The following is a 22,945-nucleotide window of genomic DNA, read 5'->3' on the forward strand; positions in this document are numbered from 1 at the left end:
ACCGAACCCTGTGGCGAGGGAGCTTGCTCCCACTGGGCCGCAAAGCGGCCCCCAAAAACCAAAACAGGGACTGCTGCGCCCGAACGCGGACCGGTCCAGCGGGAGCAAGCTCCCTCGCCACGGATCGTGCGACGCCGGCCATAATCAATTGTGTCCCTTGGCCTGTCAGGAGCCACTTCGAATGTCTTCGATAGAACTGCACGCCGCCCAACGCGATGAGCTGGAAACCATCGAGAACCTGATGCAGTTCTACGCCTACGACTTCAGCGAATGGTTGCCGCTGAAACTGGGCGAATACGGTTTCTTCAACATCCTGCCCATGCCGGACTACTGGCGAAACCCGGCCACCCGCCCCTTCCTGATCAAGGTCGACGCAGAACTGGCCGGCTTCGTAACCGTGGATAACCAGACCCATCTACCCGGTGCCGAGTACAACATCGGCTATCTGTTTGTCAGTCGACGCTTCCGTGGCCGGGGTGTCGCACGATTTGTCGTTTCCACTCTCTTGAGCCAATTCCCCGGTCAATGGCAGATTTTCCACATCGAGGCGAACCAGCCGGCACGCCTGTTCTGGGCCGCCGTGATGCCGGGGCTCGACATTGGCGGACTCACCTTGCATCAGCAGGTGATTGACCGCCATCCCTGCACTTTTTACCGCTTTCAGTGTCCGCCATTGTCGTCCTGACCGACACGCCCTCGACTTCCCCGCTAATTCCCAACAGCATTGTCCGACAATATGTAGTGACCAAAAATATTCACTACAAAACCGTTGACGCCTCCGATTTGCCCTTGCATGATGCAGACGTCTCCCCGATCGGGAGTACAGGCAACACGTTTGAGCAAGCTCGTCTGACCGCCGAGCTGTTTTTCCCGGATACACGCTGCCCACAAGGCAGATTGAAGAAGCTGACCTGGCCTGAACGTCCAGTACAAGGGCGAGAAGTCTTGGCGAGCAATCCTCATGAAGCTTGTGGCCGACCCTGAAAACGTCGGCAGTGGCCTTAAGGTTTTCGCCGCTTCTCTTCGTTGTGACGCTATTGCGTAGCAGTTATTCAACACGACTACATGCAGCAGACGCAGGACCCCGCCCGATAAGGCGGTCGAACGCTGACGTCCTGGTTTCGGTGCCAGGGATCAACTAACCGATGGGCTACCTGTATTAGCGAATCAACTTTGAAAGATCACCAATTGGTCAAGGGGCTTTATGATGAATCTGAACAATCAACCAACTATCGATGAACTGGCTCGTATCTTCGCTGCAAAGAAAGACAGCCACGACAACCATATTCTCTGGATCAGCAAGTGTGGCCAGGTTCATATCGACTGCCTGTCGCCGCACGCCCATGAAGCAGAGTTCGACCAGAACAACCAGAACCTGCTCGCCCGACTGAAGATGTACCGTCGCGGTCAGGGCTATGTCGGCAAGAAGGCCGCGGCCGACAAGGACTTCATCGGTAATGTTCTGCAAACCCTGAAACAGGCCTGGGCCTCGATGCAGGATCAGAACGAAGTTCGGGTGATTGACCGGTTCTACTAATTGAAATGAGTCATTGCTGACTTATTGATAAACAAGGCCTGCTCCCAAAAAGGAGCAGGCTTTTTTATGTCTGCTAAATAACCAATGTGGGAGCAAGCTCGCTCCCACAGGTATTTGGGCCAATCAAAAAAGATCAGCGCCGATCACCAGCTCCACAAACGCCAACGCCGCCGCGCTGTGATAGTTGTTCTTACGCCGTAGCAACGCGGCCCCACGCTCTGGCGCTGCGCCCTGCATGGACAATTTGCGCAATGCCCGATCCTGAGTAGCGATGGGTTCCGGCAGGATGGTGGCGATGGCGCAATGGCGGACGACTTCCAGCAGCGTATTGACCGAATTCACTTCAATCACAACCTTGGGCGTGATGTGCGCCTGAGCGAAATACGCATCGATGCACGTGCGGGTTATGTAGTCGGGGGTCAGCAGGGCGAACTCAAGGCGGGCTATCTCTTCAGCGGACAACGCCGCCTGATGCTCATATAGCGGATGATCGCGCCCAACCATCAACCCCAGGGTTTCGGTAAAGGCCGGAATCGATTCGATGTCGGTGCTTCTCACCTGATCAAACGCGATCGCGATATCCAGCGAATCATCGGCCAGCCCCGCCTCGATCTCGTCCATCGATAGCTCGAAAATCTCCAGATGGATGTTTGGGTAACGCGCCATGTAGTCGCGCACCAGCGGCCCTACCAGATAGGCCATGAAGGTCGGCGTCATGGCCAGGCGCAGGTTCCCGCGGGACAAGTCCTTCACGTCGTGCAACGCACGTTTGCCCGCCTCCAGCTCCACCAGTACCCGCCGCGCGCATGCAATGTAAGCCTCGCCGGCATCGGTGGGTTTGACCGTGCGCGAGGTGCGGTCGAACAGGCTCACACCGAGGGATTCTTCCAGCTGGCGGATCTGCTGCGACAAGGTCGGCTGGGACACGTGCAGCATTTCGGCGGCGCGGGTGAAGCCACCGTGGTCGGCCACTGCCAGCAGATAACGCAAATGTCGAAGCAACATGGGATTCTCAATCTATAGGCGGTACTTATGGATTGCATTGTATATCGGTCTTGGACGCTATGGATGGTTCGGCAGAAGATGGCCCCACACCCAAGCGACACCCCTTCCGATAGGAGAATCACCATGCAACAGTCCCATGCCTACAACGACCCAAGCCTGGCCCTGACCACTTCTGTCCTGGACGCCAAGGCGCGCAAAAACCTGTCGTGGCAGGACCTGGCCGACGGCACAGGTTTGAGCCTGGCCTACGTCACAGCCGCCCTGCTCGGTCAACACCCGCTGCCTGAAAGCGCTGCAAAAGTGGTCGGCGACAAGCTGGAACTGGACGCCGACGCCGTGGCCCGGCTGCAGATCATCCCGCTGCGCGGCAGCCTCTCTGGCGTGCCGACCGACCCGACCATCTACCGCTTCTACGAAATGATCCAGATCTACGGCACTACCCTCAAAGCCCTGGTTCATGAGCAGTTCGGCGACGGCATCATCAGCGCGATCAACTTCAAGCTCGACATGAAGAAAGTCGAAGATCCGGAAGGCGGCTCCCGCGCCGTCATCACCCTCGACGGCAAGTTCCTGCCCCTGCGTCCGTTCTAAGTTGATACCGGCCCGCACGCCCTGTGCGGGCCGAACCCTGCTCATCCATGAGGAAGCGATCATGAAAGCGCTCATCGACGGTTTTTTGAAGTTTCAGAAAGAAGCCTTTGCGCAACGCACCGACCTGTTCAAACACCTGGCCACCACCCAACATCCAGGCACGCTGTTCATCAGCTGTTCCGACAGCCGTGTCGTGCCGGAACTGCTGACCCAACAAGAACCCGGTGAACTGTTCGTGATCCGTAACGCCGGCAACATCGTGCCGTCCTACAGTCCGCATCCGGGTGGTGTGTCGGCCACGGTCGAATACGCCGTCGCTGTGCTCGGCGTGACTGACATCGTGATCTGCGGCCATTCGGACTGCGGCGCCATGACGGCCGTGGCCAAGTGCACCTGCATGGATCACCTGCCCGCCGTCAGCGGCTGGCTGCAACATGCCGAGTCGGCGAAAGTGATCAACGAAGCCCGGCCACACACCAGTGAGGCGGCCAAGGTCAGTTCGATGGTCCGGGAGAATGTCATCGCCCAACTGGCCAACATCCAGACACACCCGTGTGTGCGACTGGCCCAGGAAAAGGGCCTGTTGAACCTGCATGGCTGGGTGTACGACATCGAGACCGGTTCGATCGACGCACTGGATGCCGGCAGCCGAAGCTTCGTGTCGCTGGTCGAGCATCCGGGCACTTGTGCCGTATCGGCCAAGGCGATCAAAGCCGCGTAATCAGAACCGCGGTCTGATCACGAAAATGACCGCCCTTGCAGCGGTCACGGGTTCCGTCAGCTCAGCGTTTGACGCCCAGATCGACCTGGGTCATGCGGCTGCGAATGGTGAACACGCCATCACCCGAGAGAATCGCACTGCGCGCAAACAGGCGCCCGCTCTCCCAGTTCGAAAGCCCCAGTTCCGGCTTGTTCAACGCGTACTGGCCGTCGACCCATCGGGTAATGCCATTGCCGACAAAAGGCGCGTTGACCGCGTTATAGAAACGCTCCTGTGCCTCGGCACTTTCACTGATCAAGGACACGGTGAATTGCGGACTGTAGCGATTGAACAAGGCAATGGCGCTGTCCAGGTCGTCGACGATTTTCAGACTGACTTCCGGGGTTTCTTCCCATTCCCACTCACGGCCCAATTGATCTTCCGCCAATGGCTCGGCCTGCGCCTCGGTCTGATAGCCGTCGGCGCGGTACACCTCGACCGTTGCAGCCAGCCAGTCTTGCGGCAAATGCGACTCGCTGCCTTCGACGATGTGCAGCTTGCAGCCCTGCCCCCGTGCGGTGCCGGCCTGCTCGAGTGCATCGAGGAACAGCGGCACCAGTTCGGCGGCACGGTCGCGGTGAATCAGGCAGACGTTCAGGGTGTTGCAGACCTTGCGGTCCAGGGAGTTGCGCACCACGGCGGCAAAGCGCTGAGCATCGGCATCGGCGTTGGCGATCAGCCACGCACCACCGGTGCCGTGCAGGCTGACCGCCGTGCCGGCCTGCTGCGCGATGCTGCCCAGCTGGCTGACGGCGCGCCCCGAACCACGGGCCACCGCCAGTGACAGGCGCCGGTCAGCGAACATCGCCCAACCGGCGGCGTGGTTGACACTTTCCACCAGCGACACCGCACCGGCCGGCAAGCCGGCGTCGCTCAGCGCAGGGTTCAGTGCATGGGTGACGATCGCCTGGGCCGTACCCAACGCATCACTGCCGATGCGCAGCACGGCAGCGTTGCCGGTGCGTAATACACCAGCCGCATCGGCAAACACATTCGGCCGGCCTTCGAAGACAAATGCGACGATGCCCAGCGGCGAGACCACTTGTTCGACTTTCCAGCCATCATGCTCGACGCAACTGATCACCTTGCCACGGCTGGCCGCTGCATCACGCCAGGCGCGCAGGCCGGCGATCATGTCGCGACGCATGCGCTCATCGGCCAGCAAACGGGTGGTCGAGCGACCGCGCGCCTTGGCCCGTTCGATGTCGGCCAGGTTGGCGGCCTCGATCAAGGCCCAGCACTCCGGGGTTTCCAGGCGTTGGGCAAACAGATCGAAGAAGGCGCTGATCGCTTGATCGGACACCGCCGACAGCGCGGTAAACGCCGCTTCGGCGCGCTCGATCGCGACGCTGGCCGCTTGCTGGTCCGCCACGGGGATCAGCAGCAACTCGCCACTGACCTGCTCCACCAGCAGGTGGTCACCGGGCTGGAAGCGCTGCGCCAGTTCGGGGCTGACGACAGTGACGCGATTACCGGCGAAAGGGATGGGCGTGCCAGCGATTAGACGTTCGAGCGCAAGAGACATGAAGCGGTATCACCATGCTGTGGGCGGTTGGAAAATGTATAGCAATTTCCCTGTAGGAGCGAGCTTGCTCGCGATGGACTCCGGAACGCCGCGTTTATCCAGCAGGCACGCGTTTTCGTTAACGACCATCGCGAGCAAGCTCGCTCCTACAGGGGGACAGTGGTGGCCGGTTACGTATCTCATTGTATACAGCCCCGCCCCTGACACACCCCGCACTCAAAACCCCGCCACAACGACACACCGCAGATACACCCCATTGATGAAATACGCCTGTCGATTGGCCGCGCCGGTCAAACGCTCAACTCACCGGGCACGCCGTTGCCCCGCCTCCCTGACCTGAAAGAGATCAACATCCATGAGCACCTCCATTTCTTCGGCCGTCAAAGGCCTGCACCTGAACCTCGACCGTGCCGGCGACTGGGTTGCGCCTTTGGCGCTGCGGGTGTTCCTCGCCTGGGAGTTCTTCGAGTCGGGCCTTGAGAAATTCAACGGCCAGAACTGGTTCAACGATATCCAGGAGCGCTTCCCGTTTCCGTTCGACCACCTTCCAGCGACGCTGAACTGGGAACTGTCGATGTGGGCCGAACTGATCTTTTCCATGACCTTGCTACTGGGCCTGGGCACGCGTTTTTCGGCGTTGAGCCTGATGGTGGTGACCCTCGTCGCAACCGCCGCCATCCATTGGCCCGCCGACTGGCACACCCTGAGCGAACTTGCCCAAGGCTATGCCATCAGCAACAAGGGGTACGGCAACTTCAAACTGCCATTGATCTACCTGGTGGCCTTCACGCCGCTGGTGCTGTCGGGTGGCGGCAAGCTCAGTATCGATGCGCTGTTTACTCGTTTCTTCTGGCGTCGCTGAAACGAAAGCTGCGACGCGGACAAACAAAAGGGGACTTCCATGAAGTCCCCTGTTTTTTTGCCTGACACTAACGGGTCACTTCCTCCACACCGTTCTCTTCGGCCAGCTTCGGATGCACGCTGCGTTCATGCACTTGGGTTTGAGGTGTGCGGTCAATCAGCAGGCTCAGCAGTTCCGGGCGGCTGTAGTGGCCACGGGAATCCATCATGCGTTTGCGCTTGTCGATCAGGCCCATGTCGAGGTCGGCGATCACCTCACCCTCACCTTCCTGCAACGAACCCAGCACCGTGCCATCCGGACTGACGATCGCGGTATAGCAACCGCCGGAGATCGGGCCGATGGTGCAACCGGTGTCGGCCATGATCTGCGCCTGTTGCTCGGGGTGCAGCCACGCCGTGGAATTGACCACGAAGCACCCTGCCTCCAGGGCATGTTGGCGAACACTGACTTCCATTTGCGAGGCGAACAGGGGACCTGCAAACGACCCCGGATACATGGCCGCGTGGATCTGCTCGCCATCGGCCATCAAGGCATAACGGGCCAGCGGGTTTAAATGCTCCCAGCAGGCCAGTTGCCCGATGCGCCCTACCGCGCTGTCGACGGCCCGCAGGCCGGAACCGTCGCCCATGCCCCAGATCATGCGTTCGTGGTAGGTCGGGGAGATCTTGCGGCGACGCTGGATCAACGAGCCGTCGGCATCGAACAGCAACTGCGTGTTGTACAGCGAACCGCCATCGCGCTCGTTGACGCCGATGGACACGACCATGCCGGCTTGCCTGGCCGCAGCGCCAATGGCATCGGTGGCGTGCGAAGGCACGGTGACGGCCTGGTCCAGCAGCTTGAGGTGTTCGGAGGCCATTTCGAACGGCGACTGCACGTAGGAAAAGTACGGGTAGTACGGCACGATGGTTTCCGGGAACACGGCGAATTGCACGCCCTGCTCGCCGAGTTCGAGAATCTTTTGCACCACTTTGTCGACGGTGCCTTCTCGGCTATAAAGAACGGGGCTGATTTGTACGGCGGCGGCTTTGACGAGGGTCATGGCGGTGATCTCATTGAGGGAAAGGTTTCAACGAGATCAAGATTACGATAATAATATAACGACATGAATGTCGTATACACCACCTTTCAGGACATCATGATTCAGCCCCGACTGGCACGCTGAATCACCTGTGGCGGCTGCCCGAATGCCCGAATAAACGCACGGCGCATACGTTCCCGATCCCCAAAGCCGGTGTCCGTCGCCACCACATCGATGGGGTGCCGTCCGGTTTCCATCATCAAACGGGCCGACTCGACCCGCAGGCTTTCAATGGCCTTGGCCGGAGACTGGCCGGTTTCGGCATGAAACACCCGGCTGAATTGCCGAGGGCTCAGATTGGCCGCGTTGGCCAGTTCCTCGACCGTCAGCGCCGACTTGAGATTCTGCTTGGCGTAGCTCAGCGCGGCCTGTATGCGGTCGGTCTTGGGGGCCAGCTCCAGCATTACCGAAAACTGCGACTGTCCGCCGGAACGCCGGTGGTACACCACCAATTGCCGCGCCACCTTGCGTGCAACGTCCACCCCCAGATCCATCTCCACCAGTGCCAAAGCCAGGTCCACGCATGCGCTCATCCCCGCCGCCGTCCACAGGTGGCCATCGTTGATGAAGATCCGGTCTTCCTCGACTTTCACGTTCGGGTACGCCTTGCGAAAGGCCGGCACATGCGCCCAGTGGGTGGTCGCCCGCCGACCGTCGAGCAAACCGGCCTCCGCCAACGCATTTGCCCCCGTGCAAATCGAGCCCAGACGCCGGGTGCCGTGACTGGCGCAGCGCAAAAACTCCAGCATGCCCGGCGTGGTCGGGCGGATCAGGTTGTCGCCCATGACCAGCAGCGTATCGAACGCGCGCTGGTCGAACGCTTCGGTCTGCACAGCAAAACCGGCGGACGTCTGCACCAGACCACCCGGTTCGGACAGTAATGCAATGCTGTACAACGGCTCATCTGCGCCGCTGTTGGCCAACTCGAAGGCGGCACACATGGCCAGGCCCAGAACCTGAAAACCGGGGTAAACAATGAGTCCGATCTGGTGCATGGTGGTATGACCATAAACGCGGCATGCCTGATATTCAGGCCAGGATCTGCACTCTAACCCGAACAGCCCGCATTGGACATCAGGGTGGAGCGCCTCGCGGATTGGCGGATGGCGACAGATAATAAAGCGGTTTCCATCTGACCGAGGAATTGAAGGATGCCACTGACTCTTTATTTCCACCCGCTCTCATCGTTCTGCCACAAAGCGCTGATCGCGCTCTATGAACTGGACATCGCGTTTGAAAAAAGGATCATCGACCTGGGCAACGAGGCCGACCGGGCCGAACTTCAAGCGCTGTGGCCGATCGGCAAGTTCCCGGTGCTTCACGATCACGCCCGGCAAAAGGTTGTGCCGGAGTCGAGTGTGATCATTGAGTACCTGGACCGGTTTCATCCCGGCCAGGCGCAGCTGATTCCACACGATTGGGAAGCAGCCCTGGAAGTACGTCTGTGGGATCGTTTTTTCGACCTGCACGTCCAGGTGCCGATGCAGAAGATCGTCGCTGACCGAATCAATGCCGCAAACGGTGACCTGACCCGCGAACGCGCCGCGCTGTTAACGGCGTACGGCATGCTTGAACGTCAGCTGGCCACCAACACCTGGGCAGCCAGCCCGGCGTTCAGCATGGCCGATTGCGCCGCCGCCCCGGCGCTGTTCTACGCCAGCACCCTCGTACCCTTTCCCGACGATCATCACCACTTGAGTGCTTATTTCGACAGGTTGGTCCAAAGGCCCTCGGTCGCGCGCGTGATCGACGAGGCAAGACCCTGGTTTTCCTGGTATCCGTTTGCCGAGGCCATCCCGGAGCGCTTTCGGTAGAGGTGGACAATGGGCGCAAAAACAAAAACGCCGACGAATAATAACCGCCGGTCGAGTGTTATCTGATTACGCAGGAATAAAAAATGGCAGGGGCGGCTGGATTCGAACCAACGCATGGCAGGATCAAAACCTGCTGCCTTACCGCTTGGCGACGCCCCTGTATCTGTTGCGATGAGTGCCTGGCACTCGCTTTCTTGAGTGGCAACAAGAGCTGTTGCCTGCTTGCGCGAGAGGCTCCCTGAGGGCCTGTGCAAGAGTGGGCGCAAATTTACCAACCTTTGTCTCGTTTGGGAAGCCCCCAACAAAACAATTTGTTTTTTAAAACAGACGCTTAGTGTTGAACCGCATCATGGCGGATAGTCGACACAGGTTCAGCCCGACCAGGTCTGCTACGCTTTTCCTTACCCGAATGGAATCGGGAATTGTTTGCGCACCACCCTTCCCCTTGCCATCTGAGGGCGCCAATGTGAAAGGCAAATTCATGACTCCCGCTGCAACCCTCCTGGTGGTCGGGGCCGCGATCTATGGGTTGAATACCTGGGAGCACATCCAGAGCCAGCGACAGGAAGCGGTCTGCAAGGCCGCCCGGGAGCATCTCAATCGGCTGGAAACCCAGACGCGCGCCTTGGCCTCGGGGTTGACGGTCGAAGCCTATGCCGAAGCCGAAAAAGCCGAAGCCGGCCAGTTGGTTCTAGCGCTCGATACCGCAAAAGATGCAGCCGAGGTCGATGCCGTCATCGACAAGCACGCTGCGGCCATCGAGGCGCAGATAACGGCCGAGGACGCAGAGGTCCAGTCCCGGGGCGAGCAACCCTTCCTCGGTCAGGAAATGAAAAAGCAGCGCATCCCCACCGACGTCAAACAGGAATACAAACGAGCTGAAAAAGCCGTCGCCGAAAGCTGCGAATAGTTTCAATCGCCAGCTCCAGGTTTGTCGCCAGCGTCTAGACTTCAGCAAAAGCAGGTTGCAACCAGACCCCGCGTTTAAAACAAGATCCTGTAAAAAGCGAGGGGGTCTCGACCTTGAAAATATCAACCCTCTGCGCCATCGCGAGCCTGCTGGTGTCGGTCGCGGTGTCTGCCAACGGCGTCATTCCTGTCCTCGAAATGGACTTCACACGGTCTGCGATGCAAACCCTGAAAAACATCGGTATCGACGACGCGTGCATCATCGGCGCCTCGAGCCCCGCTACGTTCACCTACTGCCGGGAAGGTTCGATGACGCTCTGGAAGTATCAGGCACTGGACCTGGAGCAAATGGCGGCGATACACAGTGATGCACAACGGCCCACAACGGTTTACCAGCCCATTTCTGTCCTGGAGTTCGAGAGCGCGGTCTGTGAAGAGGAGATGAGAGTATCGGCCGCTAAAAAGCCGGCAACGATACGATGGCTGATCCTTGGCCTGATGGCTGTTTCGCTGCTCATCGGATTGGGCTACACCTGTCTGGCCATTCTGCAGCGCCGCCATGACGCCACCGCGTACTCGCAACCCCATGAGCAAGGGTCGGGCGAATTTCAGGCAACCGCACAAACAAAAGCCCTGGCAGCGTTTGGTCTGGCCGTTGCCGTGGCATTCGTTTACTTCAACTACGCAGGGTATTGAACAACAGGTGAGCGCGCCGTTGCGGCGCACTCACCCGTCACTCAGTGCGGCGCGCGCGGGATGGTCTTGAGCAGGTCTTCGGGGCTGATGTGACCGACCACGCTGCCCGGTTGCGGCAGGTTGAGGATGTGGCCTTTCATCTTGCCGATGATGTGCATTTCGCAAGGCTTGCAGTCGAACTTCAGCGTCAGCACTTCATCGCCGTGGATCAATTGCATCGGTGCAACCTTGGTGCGCACGCCAGTCACACCCTTGGCCTGTTTCGGGCACAGGTTGAAGGAGAAGCGCAGGCAATGTTTGGTGATCATCACCGGTACATCGCCGGTCTCCTCGTGGGCCTCGTAGGCCGCATCGATCAGCTTGACGCCATGCCGGTGATAAAAGTCGCGAGCTTTCTGGTTGTACACGTTGGCCAGGAACGACAGGTGCGACTCGGGGTACACCGGCGGCGGGCTGGTTTCGGCTTTACGGCTGCCACGCGGGTGGGCGGCGACCCGCGCTTCGGTCAGGGCTTCAATCACTTCACGGCGCAAGGCCTTGAGCTGCGAGTTCGGGATGAAGTACGCCTGCGACGCGTCCAGCTTGATATCGATGGCGTGGTACTGCGTGGTGCCCAGTTGACCGAGCAGATCCTGCAATTGCTCCAGCGCCTGTTCCGGCTTGTTGGCGGCGCCGAACGGGCCGTTCAGGGTGACGCTGGCGCTGATGCCTTCTTCGCTGGTAGCGGTCAGTTCCAGCTGGTCTTCACGCAGGCGAGCGACCCAGCTCAGGGCGATGCGACGCTCGGCAGAGGTCTTTTGCAGCGCCTGTTGCCAGTTGTGATCGAGATTGCGATTCAGCGGATGGTTGGGGCGCAGCTTGTACATCCCCTCCGGCATCTCATTGGGCTCGACGCGATAGCGATAACGCTTCTCGCCGTCCTCCTCGAATTCGCCTTTGGGTTCGGCGATGTTGGCGCGAAAACCCACCACTTCACGCTTGACCAGCACGTTGAGGCCGTCGCCGTTGGACAGCGGCTCGTGCGTCACGACCTGCATGTCACGCTTGGCGACTTTCTCGACCACACCCACCGGCAGACCGGTGAAGGTCGGCGAGTCAAAGGCGCCGATATCGATCTTGCGGTCGGTGACGAAGTAATCGGTGCTGCCACGGTGGAAGGTTTTTTCCGGGTCGGGCAGGAAGAAGTGCGCGGTGCGGCCGCTGGAGGCGCGGGCCAGGTCCGGACGGTCTTCGAGCACGGCGTCGAGGCGCTGGCGGTAGTAGGCAGTGATGTTTTTCACATAGCCCATGTCCTTGTAGCGACCTTCGATCTTGAACGAACGCACGCCGGCCTCGACCAGGGCGCGGATGTTGGCGCTCTGGTTGTTGTCCTTCATCGACAGCAGGTGCTTTTCGTAGGCGATCACCCCACCCTTTTCGTCCTTGAGGGTGTACGGCAGACGGCAGGCTTGCGAGCAGTCGCCGCGGTTGGCGCTGCGCCCGGTTTGCGCGTGGGAAATATTGCACTGACCGGAAAACGCCACGCACAACGCGCCATGGATAAAGAACTCGATGGCCGCGTCGGTTTCGTCGGCGATGGCGCGGATCTCCTGGAGATTCAGCTCGCGGGCCAGTACCAGTTGCGAAAAGCCAGCCTGATCGAGGAACTTCGCCCGCTCCAGGGTACGAATGTCGGTCTGGGTACTGGCGTGCAGTTCGATCGGCGGAATGTCCAGTTCCATCACCCCCAGGTCCTGGACGATCAGCGCATCGACGCCGGCGTCGTACAACTGGTGGATCAGCTGGCGGGCCGGCTCCAGTTCGTTGTCGTGCAGGATGGTATTGATGGTGGTGAACACCCGGGCATGGTAACGACGGGCGAATTCCACCAACTGGGCGATATCGCTCACTTCGTTGCAGGCGTTGTGGCGGGCGCCGAAGCTCGGGCCACCGATGTACACGGCATCGGCACCATGCAGGATGGCCTCACGGGCGATGCTCACATCGCGGGCAGGGCTGAGCAATTCCAGGTGATGTTTGGGCAAAGACATAGTTTTTTTAGTCAGGCTTGTCACGGTCGAGGCGTGCATTGTAGCGGCGAAACGCCTGACCGGCACCCGTATGCTGCCGGGTGGCGTTTCGGGCAGGCCTGGTGTACCTGAATCCCTGTAGGAGCGAGCTTGCTCGCGATGGACGTTAACGATAACGCGGGCATTCTGTATGCACGCGTCGCCCTTATGTTCATCGCGAGCAAGCTCGCTCCTACAGTATTGAGTGTGTCGGCGCGATCAGGCCTTGGCCGCCATCGCGGTCACTTCCACGCGCATGCCTTCCACTGCCAATGAGGCAACCCCGACAGCAGCGCGCACCGGCCATGGCTTGGCGAAGTAGCGCTTGTAGACCTCGTTGAATGCGGCGCGGTCGGCCATGTCGGTGAGGTAGATGGTCAGGTGCATCACGCGGTCCATGGAACTGCCGGCACGCTCCAGCGCAACCTTCAGCGCTTGCAGGGTGCATTCGCTTTGCAGGGTGATGTCGCCCAGTTCCAGGCTGCCGTCGGCGCGGGTTGGGATCTGGGTGGAGACCAGCACACCGCCAAACCCGACGACGTCGGAGGAAATCGAATCGGCATCAGGATCGGGGGTAAAGGTCAGGTCGTGGTTTGCCATTGCAGGTTCTCTTGCTTGAAAGGGTAAGGCAGGCGCCTTTTGCGCGGCCAGTTTACAGGGCGATCCCTGGCGCGTCGCTAATCCAGGCCGGACGACTGCTCGTGGCCGGTGGCCTGGCGGTACTGGCGCGGGGTTAAGCGTCCATCACTTGAAAAAATCACTCGGCGTCTTGCCGAACTGCTTCTTGAACATGGTCGTGAACGCGCTCGGGCTGTCGTATCCCAGCTCCCCGGCGATGTCGATGATCTTCTCCCCGACGGCTATGCGTTCCAGCGCCAGCAGCAAACGCGCTTGCTGGCGCCATTGGCCGAAGGTCATGCCGGTTTCCTTGCGAAACCTGCGCTGGATGGTTTTGGCGTCGAGGCCCAAACGGGCGCTCCAGTCCGACAACGTCGAGCCATCCCCGGGATCACGCTGCAATGCAGTGCAGATCAGGTTGATCCGTGGATCGACGGGCTGCGGCAGGTTCAACGGCAAGGTCGGCAGGATCGTCAGTTCATCCAGAATCAGCCGCAGCACCCGGGCTTCCCGCGAGTCCGGATCGCAGTTGAAATCGAAATCGACCGAGACCTTGATCAGTTCACTCAACAATGCGGACACACTCACGGCCCGGGTTTCGGTGGGCAGATCCAGGCTCGCGTCGGGGTGCACGAACACGCTGCGCATCTTGATCGGCCCCACACAGCGAATCGAGTGCACTTCTCCACTCGGCATCCAGATGCCGCGGCTCGGTGGCACCGTCCATTGGCTCGTTGCCGTGTGCACCACCATCACGCCTTCGATGGCATAGATCAGTTGATGCTTTTCATGGGAATGCGGCGCGATATTCCAGTTTTCCGGGTAGTCGGTCGCACTGCTGCGAACGCTCCAGCCGCCTTGGTCGATCTCCGCCAGAAATGTCTGCAATGGTTTGATCATGACGCCCTTTTTTAGATGGTCCATGCCCGAGTCGCGCGAGACGGGCGCCTTCAGGGCCCATAGGATAACGCCGAACCCTGAAATGGGCTGCGCCTTGCGTTCGCAGTTCGCGTTTTTATCCGGAAACTCGCCTATGTCGACCACTACCCTCAGCTCACCCTCGCCCACCGTCTCGGTTGCAAGCCAGGCCAGCCCGCTGGTCATGCGTGTCATCGGCGCTTGCGCCCTGGCGCACCTGATCAACGACTTGATCCAGGCCGTGCTGCCGTCGATCTACCCGATGCTCAAGGCTACTTATGGCCTGAGTTTCACCCAGGTAGGCCTGATCACCCTGACCTTCCAGCTCACGGCCTCACTGCTGCAACCGTGGATCGGTTTCTACACCGACCGTCATCCCAAGCCGTGGCTGTTGCCGGCCGGCATGGTCTGCACCCTGATCGGTATTCTGATGCTGTCGATGGTCGGCAGCTTCCCGGCCATTCTGGTGGCCTCGGCATTGGTGGGGGTCGGCTCGTCGACCTTTCACCCGGAGACCTCGCGGGTGGCGCGCCTGGCCTCGGGCGGGCGCTACGGCCTGGCGCAGTCGACCTTTCAGGTCGGTGGCAACGCCGGCAGCGCCTTCGGCCCATTGCTGGCCGCCGCGATCATCATTCCCTACGGCCAGGGCAACGTCGCCTGGTTCGGCCTGTTCGCGGTGTTCGCCATCCTCGTGCAGTACGGCCTGAGCCGCTGGTACCGCAATCACCTGAATCTGTTCAAGCTCAAGCAAGGCAGCAAGGCTACCCATGGTCTGTCCAAGCGGCGGGTGACCTTCGCCCTGGTGGTGCTGGCGTTGCTGGTGTTCTCCAAATACTTCTACATGGCCAGCTTCACCAGTTACTTCACCTTCTACCTGATCGAGAAGTTCGACCTGTCGGTGGCCAGTTCGCAGCTGTACCTGTTCCTGTTCCTCGGTGCCGTCGCGGCGGGCACGTTCTTTGGCGGCCCGATCGGCGACCGGATCGGCCGCAAGCAAGTGATCTGGTTCTCGATCCTCGGCGCCGCGCCCTTCACCCTCGCCCTGCCCTACGTCGACCTGTTCTGGACGGGCGTGTTGAGCATGATCATCGGCTTCATCCTCGCCTCGGCGTTCTCGGCCATCGTGGTCTTCGCCCAGGAACTGGTGCCCGGCAACGTCGGCATGATCGCCGGGGTGTTCTTCGGCCTGATGTTCGGATTCGGCGGCATTGGCGCCGCACTGCTCGGGCACCTGGCGGATATCCATGGCATCGAGTACGTCTACACGCTGTGTTCGTTCCTGCCGCTGTTGGGAATTCTGACCATACTGTTGCCGTCTACCAGACAACGCCCGTCGCGAGCGTGAATGGCCAAAAGGGTGTGCTCCTGAAAAGGGGAGCACCCTTTCGGTTTTGCGGCCCAGCCATCAGGAGGAAAACCCCATGAAAATCGTAGTCACCAGCGTGTTTGTCGATGATCAGGCCAAGGCGCTTGCCTTCTACCGGGATGTGCTCGGTTTTGAACTCAAGCACGATATCCCCATGGGCGAACATCGCTGGCTGACGCTGACCTCTTCCGGCGATCCCGATGGCGTCGAGTTGCTACTGGAGCCCAATGCACACGGCGCGGCAAAAACGTACCAGAGCGCGATCAAACAGGATGGCATACCCTGCACGTTTTTCGGCGTCGAAGACGTGCAAGCCGAATACGCCCGGCTCAGCGCCGCCGGCGTTCAATTCACCCGCCCGCCGACGGTGATGGGACCGGTCACCCTCGCGGTACTGGACGACACCTGCGGCAATCTCATCCAGATCGTCCAGCACAACTCATCCGCCTGATCATTTCTGCTACCCGCCCTGTAGCACTCGGTAACACCCGGCCCCAGTGCGTTGCGTCTTTTAAACGCCTTGCCATCTTTTGATCTTGATCTTCGGCATTTAAGAGCAGATCAGGAGCAAAAGATCGCAGCCTACGGCAGCTCCTACGGGGGATAGCGATTAATCCGTTGGGTCGAGCTGATCCAGCGCGCGGTTTACCACGAGTTCACCCAGCATGATCACCTGTGCAATTCCCAGCAGCGCATTGCGGCTCGTCCCCTCCAGATGATCCACCAGATCGTTGGCCATGACATTGGCCGACGCCAGGGATTCACAGGCGTGCACCAGCAGGGTTTCGGTATTGAGCTCGGGATTGACGATGAACATCGTGCTGGGCTTGCGCGGCGTCGCCATGATGTGGGGGCCGGGGTTGAGCGCGCGCTCGGCGGCCTCGTTGAGTTTGTTTGAATCGAGACTTTCGCACGGAGATGCGGGATCGGTGTTCGGCGGGTTGGGTGTGACTTTGAACATAGTGAAACTCCTTGTACCGTAAAAAGGAGCCATCACTCTCACGCTACCAAACGGGTGGTGGCCATACGCAGGTTGGTAGACCGGGTACAAGGAGACCGGCGCGCCCGAAGGCGCCCTGTGCATGGCCACCATGTAGCAGCAGAGCAGAAAAACGCTGCTGATAGTGACGCATTGCACCTTGTAACACCGGGCTACCAAACCCGATCACTGATGTTATTCAGCGACCGGCCAACGATAAAACCCAGCCCCAAGGCGCACAAGCCGGCGGATTCTGGCGTACCTGTAGGCAACGACGCAAGGTGTTGTAGCTTGCGGGAAGTAACGCTTACAGCGATTAAACACGCATGTTTAAACCATGCTGAATGACTGGATTCAAGCGACCTGCCAGCGTTGAAATCTTTCTGTAGATTCAGGAAATATCCCACGCGCTTTTAGGGTTGGCCGTCGGAAGTACGAGGTTTAATTTGACAGCTCCAGGCAAGTACAAGAGATGGCGAAGGAGACTAAGTCAGTGCGTCTAAACCAGCAGAAAAATACAGTCCGATATGCCCAGATCTTGAAACACGCCATCAACGTGTTCGGCAATCAGCAATTGGCTAAGGACTGGCTAAAGAGACCTTGCAAGTGTCTGGAAGGCAACATCCCGCTGGAGCTGATCCAAAACTCGCATGGCTTCCAGAAGGTTGAGAATTATCTGACCCGGATTGAACACGGGGTTTATCAATGATTGTTACGCCATACGTCTACTGAAAAACTTGAACAACTCCCCTCCTATCCCCCAAGGGATATATACACCGCAAAACCCCGATTGCTAGTTTTGCCCCCGACGCACTTGCGCGAAGGTTACTTCGTCGAGCCGGCAATTTTCGACGAGCCGGGCCACAGCAGCACCGCCCGGGTTGCCAACCAGCTACGCGCCGGGATCGTCTGGGTCAACTGCTCGCAACCGACCTTCGTCGAGGCGCCCTGGGGAGGAATGAAGCACAGCGGCATCGGCCGCGAGCTGGGGCAATGGGGATTGCACAATTATCTGGAGGTCAAGCAGGTGACCGAGTACGTCAGTGACCAGCCTTGGGGGTGGTACTTGAAGTAAACAGGTCAACTGTGGGAGCGGGCTTGCTCCGGGCGGCGATCCGACGAAGGCGGTCTGTCTGCCAATATTCCTGTTGAATGTGCTGGCCTCTTCGCGGGCAAGTCGGATCGCCGCACCGCCGCTCCCACAGGGATTGTGACCAGCCGTGGGATTGGCGTTCACTGAAGATCAAAACTGTAGGAGCGAGCCTGCTCGCGATAGCGGTGGATCAGTCAACATCTCTATTGAATGTGCCGGCCTCTTCGCGAGCAGACTCGCACACAGTGGATTTTCGGCGTGGCGTAAAGCAGGCTTGTGACAACGAGTTATCAACGCGTAACTTGATTGACCTGCCCTTCAAGAAACACCGGAGTTGATCCATGCGCATCGCCTTGCTGTCCGACATGCACCTGTCCGTCAACGTGATCCCTTTTCCCGCCGTGGAGGCCGACATTGTTGTACTCGCCGGGGACATCGCCCGGCCGGCCAAGGCCATCGAGTGGGCCAGCGCGTGCCCGGTTCCGCTGTTGTACGTGGCGGGCAATCACGAGTTTTATGGCAGTGACCTGGTCTCCACTTACGAACAGTTGAACAGCCTGGCGCAAGACACACAGATCCACGTACTGGAACGTTCGGAGTACGTCCACGATGGCGTGCGTTTTCTCGGTTGCACCTTGTGGTCTGACTATCGTCTGCTCGATAGCCCCGAGGATCGGGCGCTGGGCATCGATCTGGCGACCCAACTGATCCGTGACTTCAGCCACATCAGGATCGCCCCCGATTTCCCCGACCTGTTCACGCCGGCCATTTCCCAACTGGTGTTTCTGCAGACCGTCGCCTGGCTGGAAGACTGCTTCACCCGCGACAGCAGCACACCCACGGTGGTGGTCTCGCATTTCGCCCCGACCCGGTCAAGCATCAGCCCGACCTTTGCCGGTTCACCGATCAATTCAAGCTTTGTCTCGGACCTCGAAGCGCGGATCAAAGACTGGCAGCCGGCACTGTGGCTGCATGGCCATACCCATGGCAGCTTCGATTATCGGGTGGGCAACACCCGCGTGATCTGCAACCCACGGGGCTATGCCAAAAATGGCATCAATGAAAATCCTGATTTCGATGAAGCCTTGGTGATCGATCTGGAGTTCTGAGGTAACGCTCAGATCAACAGCTGCAGCGCCTCGAACAGTCCGACATTCTCCGAAAGCCCCTACCCCACGTCTGGCGCGAAACGTTGCGCGTACTCCCTGGGACTCACGCCAAGGCGCCGGACGAAAACCTTCCTCAGTACGTCAATGCTGTGATAACCGCATCGGCGTGCGACCTCCTCCATCGAGCGCCCACCCAGTTCGAGCTCCCGGCACGCGGCTTCCAGCCGAACGTCTTCAACGTACTTGGCCGGGGTGGTCTGCAACTCGCGTTGAAAGATCCGGATCAAGGTTCGGACACTGGTAGCAAAGCGATCTGCGAGGATTTCCACGGTCAGCTGTGAACTCAGGTGCTCACTGATCCAGTGGCACAGCTCATCCAGATTAGAACCGGGCACCTGCTGCGATTGCAGGGCGACACTGAACTGCGCCTGCCCACCAGGACGGCGCAGGAACAGCACCAGGTTTTTCGCGATGTCCAGCGCAACGTCATCCCCCAGGTCTTCGCTGACCAGCGCCAAGGCAAGGTCGATGCCCGCCGAGATGCCGGCCGAGGTATAGACGTTGTCGTCCTTGATCCAGATCGGATTCGGATCGACCTGCACCTTGGGATAACGCTCGGCAAGATCACGTGCCATGCGCCAGTGCGTCGTCGCCCGGCGCCCGTCCAGCAGCCCTGCGTCTGCCAGGGCAAACGCGCCGACACAGATCGAGCACACCCGTCGTACGCTTTCGGACCTCGTGCGAATCCATTCGATGGCCGCCCCGTCCAGTCGATCGATTGCCTGCCAGCCCGTCGCCACGATCAGCGTGTCGATGGTCTTGTCAGCACGCCGCTCGTGCTCGAGGGTCGTGTGCGCCATGAGCCCGATGCCAGTGCTGCTGGCCATTTGCGGGTCGACGCCCGCGCAGACCAGTTCAAGCACGTAGGGCGCGAAGGCTCCGTCGTGCAGAGTGTTCGCCAGGGAAAACACCTCGGCCGGGCCGATGACGTCGAGCCCGTCGACGGGTGGCAACCCCAGAATCACCACGCGTCTTGGTGTACGGCCCCTCAATGCATGGTCGGGTTTTTTCTTGCTCATCACGGCGGACTCCTGCACGTTCGAGGTGCCAATATTGGCACAAATCATCCGTAAATAGTCAATTGCGCCACGCGGCAAATCCCTAGAGTGAATGGCAAGTCAACGTCATTCCCGGGAGGCACCATGAATACACCCATCAACATTGGCGGCTTCAGCGCTCCAGACTCCGAGCTGGCCCGCAAAGCCGCATCGCTCGTGGAACGCGTCCATTCCAGGGCGCTTTTGCATCATGTGCACCGGACATGGTGGTTTGCCGAATTCCTTGGCCAGCGCCGGGGCTTTAAGTACGACCGGGAAGCGGTCTACCTCGCGGCACTGCTGCACGATTTGGGGCTGACGCCCGAGTTTGCCGCCGACCAGCGCTTTGAAGTCGATGGCGCCGATGCCGCCCGTCATTTTCTCCTGGCCAACGGTTTTGCGCAGGCGAAAGCTGAACAGGTCTGGGATGCGATTGCCCTGCACTCCAGCGCCGGCATCGCCGACCGCAAACAACCGGAAATCGCCCTGATCTATCTGGGCGCCCATGTCGATGTCATGGGCCTGCACCTGGATGAAATCACCCCTTCGCTGGTCGACGACACGCTCGCGCTTTACCCCCGCATCGGCATGAAAGCGGCCTTCACCCAGGCCGTTGCCGAAGTGGCCAGGAACAAACCCCATACGGCCATTGGTACCGGGCTCGCCGATGTCGGGCGCCGCCATGTCCATGGCTTTGATTGCCCGAATGTCTGCGACCTGATCGACAACGCACCCTTCGACAGCTGATCCACTTCCCGTTTATTACAGTGAGAGAACCCATCATGCAGCCACGTAAATACCTCATCACCGGAGCAACCGGTAAAACCGGCGTATATACCGTCCGTCATCTGCTCAATGAAGGTCATGCAGTGCGCGCCTTCGTGCATCAACTGGACGAACGCAGTGCCGCCTTGCAGAACGAGGGCGCCGAAATCTTTGTCGGCGACCTGCTGGAACATGACGACATCTTGCGCGCCATGGATGGCGTGACCGGCGCGTACCTGTGCTACCCGGTTCGCCCCGGCTACATTCAGGCGACCGCCTACTTTGCCGATGCCGCACGGCGCGCAGGCGTCGAGGTGGTGGTGGAAATGTCGCAGATCTCCGCCCGCGAAGACTCGCTGAGCCACGCAGCCCGCGACCACTGGATTGCCGAACGCGTACTCGACTGGTCGGGCGTGCCAGTGGTGCACATTCGCCCGACGTTCTTTTCCGAATGGCTGATTTTTCCGTGGGTGCTGGATCAGATCGTCAAGGAAAACAAAATAACGCTACCGTACGGTAGCGGGCGGCACGCACCGATTGCCGCCGAAGACCAGGCCCGTGTGATCGCCAGGCTCCTGACCCAGCCGTCCGGCCATATCGGCAAGACCTACCCGTTGTGCGGTCCCGTCGAACTGAGCCATCAGCAAATTGCCGAGGAAATCAGCGCCATCGTCGGCCGCACCATCACCTACAGTCCGTCGACGCTGGAGGAGTATCGCCAGCACCTGCAGACCTACGATCTGCCGGAATTTGTCATCCAGCACTTCCTGGCGGTGGCGGTCGATTACCAGAACGGGATCTTTTCCGGAGTGGATGGCGTGATCGGGCAGATAACCGGTCAAGCGCCGCAAACGGTGGCTGACTTCGTAGGGGCCAATCGCCCATTGTTCGAACAGTGACCGCGGGTGTATGCGTCGGGTGTTCAAGTATCCACGCTCGCGCCCGATGCAACGCCGGCAACCCGCTACACTTTCTTCGCTCCGCCGCTGCACCCCAGCGGCCAAGATCCCTGACGTCTGATCTGGAGGTATCCCATGAACGACAGCAGCGAACTCACCACCTTTACCGGCTGGGCCGCCACGGCAGCAGGCGCGCCACTGGAACCCTTCAGCTACGATCCCGGCCCGCTGGGCAGCGATGAGGTGGAAGTCGCCGTGGAATATTGCGGCGTCTGCCACTCCGACCAGTCGCTGATCGACAACGACTGGGGCATCAGTAGCTACCCCTTTATTCCCGGCCACGAGGTGGTCGGCCGTATCGTGCGGGTGGGCGACCAGGTTCGTGGCCTGGAAATGGGCCAACGAGTGGGCATCGGTTGGTACAAGGGCAGTTGCATGCATTGCACGTCGTGCATCGAAGGCTCGCATAACCTGTGTCGTACCGTGCAACCGACCATCATCGGCAGCAATGGCGGCTTTGCCGACCGCATTCGCTCGCACTGGGCCTGGGCCTTGCCGATCCCGGCCGGGCTCGATCCGGCGATGGCCGGGCCGTTGTTCTGTGCCGGCTCGACCGTGTTCAACCCGCTGGTGGTATTCGGCATCAAGCCCACTGACCGGGTCGGCGTGGTAGGCATCGGCGGCCTCGGTCACCTGGCGCTGCGCTTCCTCAACGCCTGGGGCTGCGAAGTCACCGCCTTCACTTCATCGCTGAGCAAGCAGGACGAAGCCAGGCGCCTGGGTGCGCACAAGGTGGTCGCCTCGACCGACACGGATGCGCTCAATGCCATTGCCGGCACCCTGGATTTTCTCCTGGTCACCGCTAACGCCAACCTCGACTGGACCGCCATGCTCGCCACCCTGCGCGGCAAGGGTCGCCTGCACTTTGTCGGTGTCGTGCCCGACGCCATCCCGGTGCACGTGTTCAACCTGATTCCCCAGCAAAAAGTCTTGTCCGCCTCACCGGTCGGCTCACCGGCCAACACCGCGATGATGCTGGAGTTCTGCGCCCGCCATCAGATCCTGCCGCAGGTCGAGATGTTTCCCATGAGCCGGATCAACGAAGCCATCGATCATTTGCGCAGCGGCAAGGCGCGCTACCGTGTGGTGCTGGATGCCAGTCAGTGACAGGCGACGAACGAAGAGAAAGGGCCGCTTGTAGGAGCTGGTTTGTCGGGTCGCCGCATCGCAGCGATGGTCGTTAACGATAACGCGTATTTTCTGTCTAAACGCG

General features: G+C 60.0%; 24 protein-coding genes, 1 tRNA gene and 1 pseudogene. 16 read left to right on the forward strand and 10 right to left on the reverse strand.

All coding sequences use genetic code 11. From position 1 onward, the window contains the following. Positions 1-181 precede the first annotated feature (181 nt). Both C8K63_RS06685 and C8K63_RS06695 read left to right on the forward strand, forming a co-directional pair. On the forward strand, positions 182-685 hold the full coding sequence (locus C8K63_RS06685; RefSeq protein ID WP_108216090.1) for a GNAT family N-acetyltransferase: 504 nt from the start codon (positions 182-184) through the stop codon (positions 683-685). A gap of 522 nt (positions 686-1,207) precedes the next feature. Then, on the forward strand, positions 1,208-1,537 hold the full coding sequence (locus C8K63_RS06695) for a hypothetical protein (RefSeq protein ID WP_108215974.1): 330 nt from the start codon (positions 1,208-1,210) through the stop codon (positions 1,535-1,537). A 123-nt stretch (positions 1,538-1,660) separates the two neighbouring features. On the opposite strand, the gene cynR is transcribed toward C8K63_RS06695, so the two are convergent. Beyond that, complete coding sequence (cynR, locus tag C8K63_RS06700) at positions 1,661-2,542, reverse strand: transcriptional regulator CynR (RefSeq protein ID WP_108215975.1); 882 nt, start codon at positions 2,540-2,542, stop codon at positions 1,661-1,663. A 123-nt stretch (positions 2,543-2,665) separates the two neighbouring features. On the opposite strand from cynR, the gene cynS reads away from it, so the two are divergent. Together cynS and C8K63_RS06710 are read left to right on the forward strand one after the other, a co-directional pair. After that, a complete protein-coding gene (cynS, locus tag C8K63_RS06705) occupies positions 2,666-3,133 on the forward strand; it encodes a cyanase (protein ID WP_007971791.1) in 468 nt (155 codons plus the stop codon). A gap of 61 nt (positions 3,134-3,194) precedes the next feature. Then, positions 3,195-3,854 carry a carbonic anhydrase gene (locus tag C8K63_RS06710; protein ID WP_108215976.1) on the forward strand — a complete coding sequence of 220 codons (660 nt, stop codon included), beginning with the start codon at positions 3,195-3,197 and terminating at the stop codon, positions 3,852-3,854. A gap of 61 nt (positions 3,855-3,915) precedes the next feature. On the opposite strand, the gene C8K63_RS06715 is transcribed toward C8K63_RS06710, so the two are convergent. After that, on the reverse strand, positions 3,916-5,418 hold the full coding sequence (locus tag C8K63_RS06715) for an aldehyde dehydrogenase family protein (RefSeq protein ID WP_108215977.1): 1,503 nt from the start codon (positions 5,416-5,418) through the stop codon (positions 3,916-3,918). A 355-nt stretch (positions 5,419-5,773) separates the two neighbouring features. On the opposite strand from C8K63_RS06715, the gene C8K63_RS06720 reads away from it, so the two are divergent. Then, a complete protein-coding gene (locus C8K63_RS06720) occupies positions 5,774-6,280 on the forward strand; it encodes a DoxX family protein (protein WP_108215978.1) in 507 nt (168 codons plus the stop codon). Positions 6,281-6,347: 67 nt separating this feature from the next. Here C8K63_RS06720 and C8K63_RS06725 read toward each other — a convergent pair whose 3' ends face one another. Both C8K63_RS06725 and C8K63_RS06730 read right to left on the reverse strand, forming a co-directional pair. Next, positions 6,348-7,322 (reverse strand): nitrilase-related carbon-nitrogen hydrolase, encoded by a 975-nt coding sequence (locus C8K63_RS06725; RefSeq protein WP_108215979.1) that lies wholly within the window; start codon positions 7,320-7,322, stop codon positions 6,348-6,350. A 101-nt stretch (positions 7,323-7,423) separates the two neighbouring features. Beyond that, positions 7,424-8,356 carry a GlxA family transcriptional regulator gene (locus C8K63_RS06730; protein WP_108215980.1) on the reverse strand — a complete coding sequence of 311 codons (933 nt, stop codon included), beginning with the start codon at positions 8,354-8,356 and terminating at the stop codon, positions 7,424-7,426. Positions 8,357-8,512: 156 nt separating this feature from the next. Here C8K63_RS06730 and C8K63_RS06735 point away from each other — a divergent pair, with 156 nt between their 5' ends. Then, positions 8,513-9,175: a glutathione S-transferase family protein gene (locus C8K63_RS06735; RefSeq protein WP_108215981.1), complete on the forward strand. Its 663-nt coding sequence runs from the start codon at positions 8,513-8,515 to the stop codon at positions 9,173-9,175. 84 nt (positions 9,176-9,259) lie between these two features. Here C8K63_RS06735 and C8K63_RS06740 read toward each other — a convergent pair. Beyond that, a tRNA-Gln gene (locus C8K63_RS06740) sits at positions 9,260-9,334 on the reverse strand. Between the two features lie 322 nt (positions 9,335-9,656). Here C8K63_RS06740 and C8K63_RS06745 point away from each other — a divergent pair. After that, positions 9,657-10,085 carry a hypothetical protein gene (locus tag C8K63_RS06745; RefSeq protein ID WP_108216091.1) on the forward strand — a complete coding sequence of 143 codons (429 nt, stop codon included), beginning with the start codon at positions 9,657-9,659 and terminating at the stop codon, positions 10,083-10,085. Between the two features lie 152 nt (positions 10,086-10,237). Next, entirely contained in the window at positions 10,238-10,780 is a 543-nt protein-coding gene (locus C8K63_RS06750) for a hypothetical protein (RefSeq protein ID WP_256594908.1), read from the forward strand. 41 nt (positions 10,781-10,821) lie between these two features. Here C8K63_RS06750 and C8K63_RS06755 read toward each other — a convergent pair whose 3' ends face one another. The 3 genes from C8K63_RS06755 to C8K63_RS06765 form a co-directional block, all read right to left on the reverse strand. After that, positions 10,822-12,810 (reverse strand): U32 family peptidase, encoded by a 1,989-nt coding sequence (locus C8K63_RS06755; protein WP_108215982.1) that lies wholly within the window; start codon positions 12,808-12,810, stop codon positions 10,822-10,824. Between the two features lie 237 nt (positions 12,811-13,047). Then, positions 13,048-13,428 (reverse strand): RidA family protein, encoded by a 381-nt coding sequence (locus tag C8K63_RS06760; RefSeq protein WP_008021538.1) that lies wholly within the window; start codon positions 13,426-13,428, stop codon positions 13,048-13,050. 144 nt (positions 13,429-13,572) lie between these two features. Beyond that, entirely contained in the window at positions 13,573-14,346 is a 774-nt protein-coding gene (locus C8K63_RS06765) for a helix-turn-helix domain-containing protein (RefSeq protein WP_108216093.1), read from the reverse strand. 133 nt (positions 14,347-14,479) lie between these two features. On the opposite strand from C8K63_RS06765, the gene C8K63_RS06770 reads away from it, so the two are divergent. Then, on the forward strand, positions 14,480-15,709 hold the full coding sequence (locus C8K63_RS06770) for an MFS transporter (protein ID WP_108215983.1): 1,230 nt from the start codon (positions 14,480-14,482) through the stop codon (positions 15,707-15,709). A gap of 76 nt (positions 15,710-15,785) precedes the next feature. Further along, on the forward strand, positions 15,786-16,181 hold the full coding sequence (locus tag C8K63_RS06775; protein ID WP_108215984.1) for a VOC family protein: 396 nt from the start codon (positions 15,786-15,788) through the stop codon (positions 16,179-16,181). A 159-nt stretch (positions 16,182-16,340) separates the two neighbouring features. Here the strand turns inward: C8K63_RS06775 and C8K63_RS06780 are convergent, their stop codons facing one another. Beyond that, positions 16,341-16,691: a DUF6124 family protein gene (locus C8K63_RS06780; RefSeq protein ID WP_108215985.1), complete on the reverse strand. Its 351-nt coding sequence runs from the start codon at positions 16,689-16,691 to the stop codon at positions 16,341-16,343. 490 nt (positions 16,692-17,181) lie between these two features. Between C8K63_RS06780 and C8K63_RS06785 the strand changes: the two genes are divergently transcribed. The 3 genes and pseudogenes from C8K63_RS06785 (at position 17,182) to C8K63_RS06800 (ending at position 18,911) form a co-directional block, all read left to right on the forward strand. Next, complete coding sequence (locus tag C8K63_RS06785; RefSeq protein ID WP_108215986.1) at positions 17,182-17,418, forward strand: MbcA/ParS/Xre antitoxin family protein; 237 nt, start codon at positions 17,182-17,184, stop codon at positions 17,416-17,418. 96 nt (positions 17,419-17,514) lie between these two features. Then, a pseudogene (locus tag C8K63_RS06790) lies at positions 17,515-17,784 on the forward strand (aldehyde dehydrogenase family protein); the annotation flags it as partial. Positions 17,785-18,143: 359 nt separating this feature from the next. After that, entirely contained in the window at positions 18,144-18,911 is a 768-nt protein-coding gene (locus C8K63_RS06800) for a metallophosphoesterase (protein WP_108215987.1), read from the forward strand. A gap of 59 nt (positions 18,912-18,970) precedes the next feature. Here C8K63_RS06800 and C8K63_RS06805 read toward each other — a convergent pair whose 3' ends face one another. Then, positions 18,971-19,990 carry a GlxA family transcriptional regulator gene (locus tag C8K63_RS06805; RefSeq protein WP_108215988.1) on the reverse strand — a complete coding sequence of 340 codons (1,020 nt, stop codon included), beginning with the start codon at positions 19,988-19,990 and terminating at the stop codon, positions 18,971-18,973. A 123-nt stretch (positions 19,991-20,113) separates the two neighbouring features. On the opposite strand from C8K63_RS06805, the gene C8K63_RS06810 reads away from it, so the two are divergent. From C8K63_RS06810 to C8K63_RS06820, 3 genes are all read left to right on the forward strand, one after another. Next, the gene (locus C8K63_RS06810) at positions 20,114-20,755 is read left to right on the forward strand and encodes an HD domain-containing protein (protein WP_108215989.1); all 642 of its coding nucleotides are present in this window, start codon (positions 20,114-20,116) and stop codon (positions 20,753-20,755) included. Between the two features lie 35 nt (positions 20,756-20,790). Beyond that, positions 20,791-21,672 carry an NmrA family NAD(P)-binding protein gene (locus C8K63_RS06815; RefSeq protein WP_108215990.1) on the forward strand — a complete coding sequence of 294 codons (882 nt, stop codon included), beginning with the start codon at positions 20,791-20,793 and terminating at the stop codon, positions 21,670-21,672. Positions 21,673-21,807: 135 nt separating this feature from the next. Next, positions 21,808-22,839, forward strand: a complete 1,032-nt coding sequence (locus tag C8K63_RS06820; protein ID WP_108215991.1) for an NAD(P)-dependent alcohol dehydrogenase — start codon at positions 21,808-21,810, stop codon at positions 22,837-22,839. Positions 22,840-22,945: the final 106 nt, after the last annotated feature.

Origin of the sequence: Pseudomonas sp. GV085 (assembly GCF_003050925.1) — a bacterium.
Lineage (GTDB): Bacteria > Pseudomonadota > Gammaproteobacteria > Pseudomonadales > Pseudomonadaceae > Aquipseudomonas.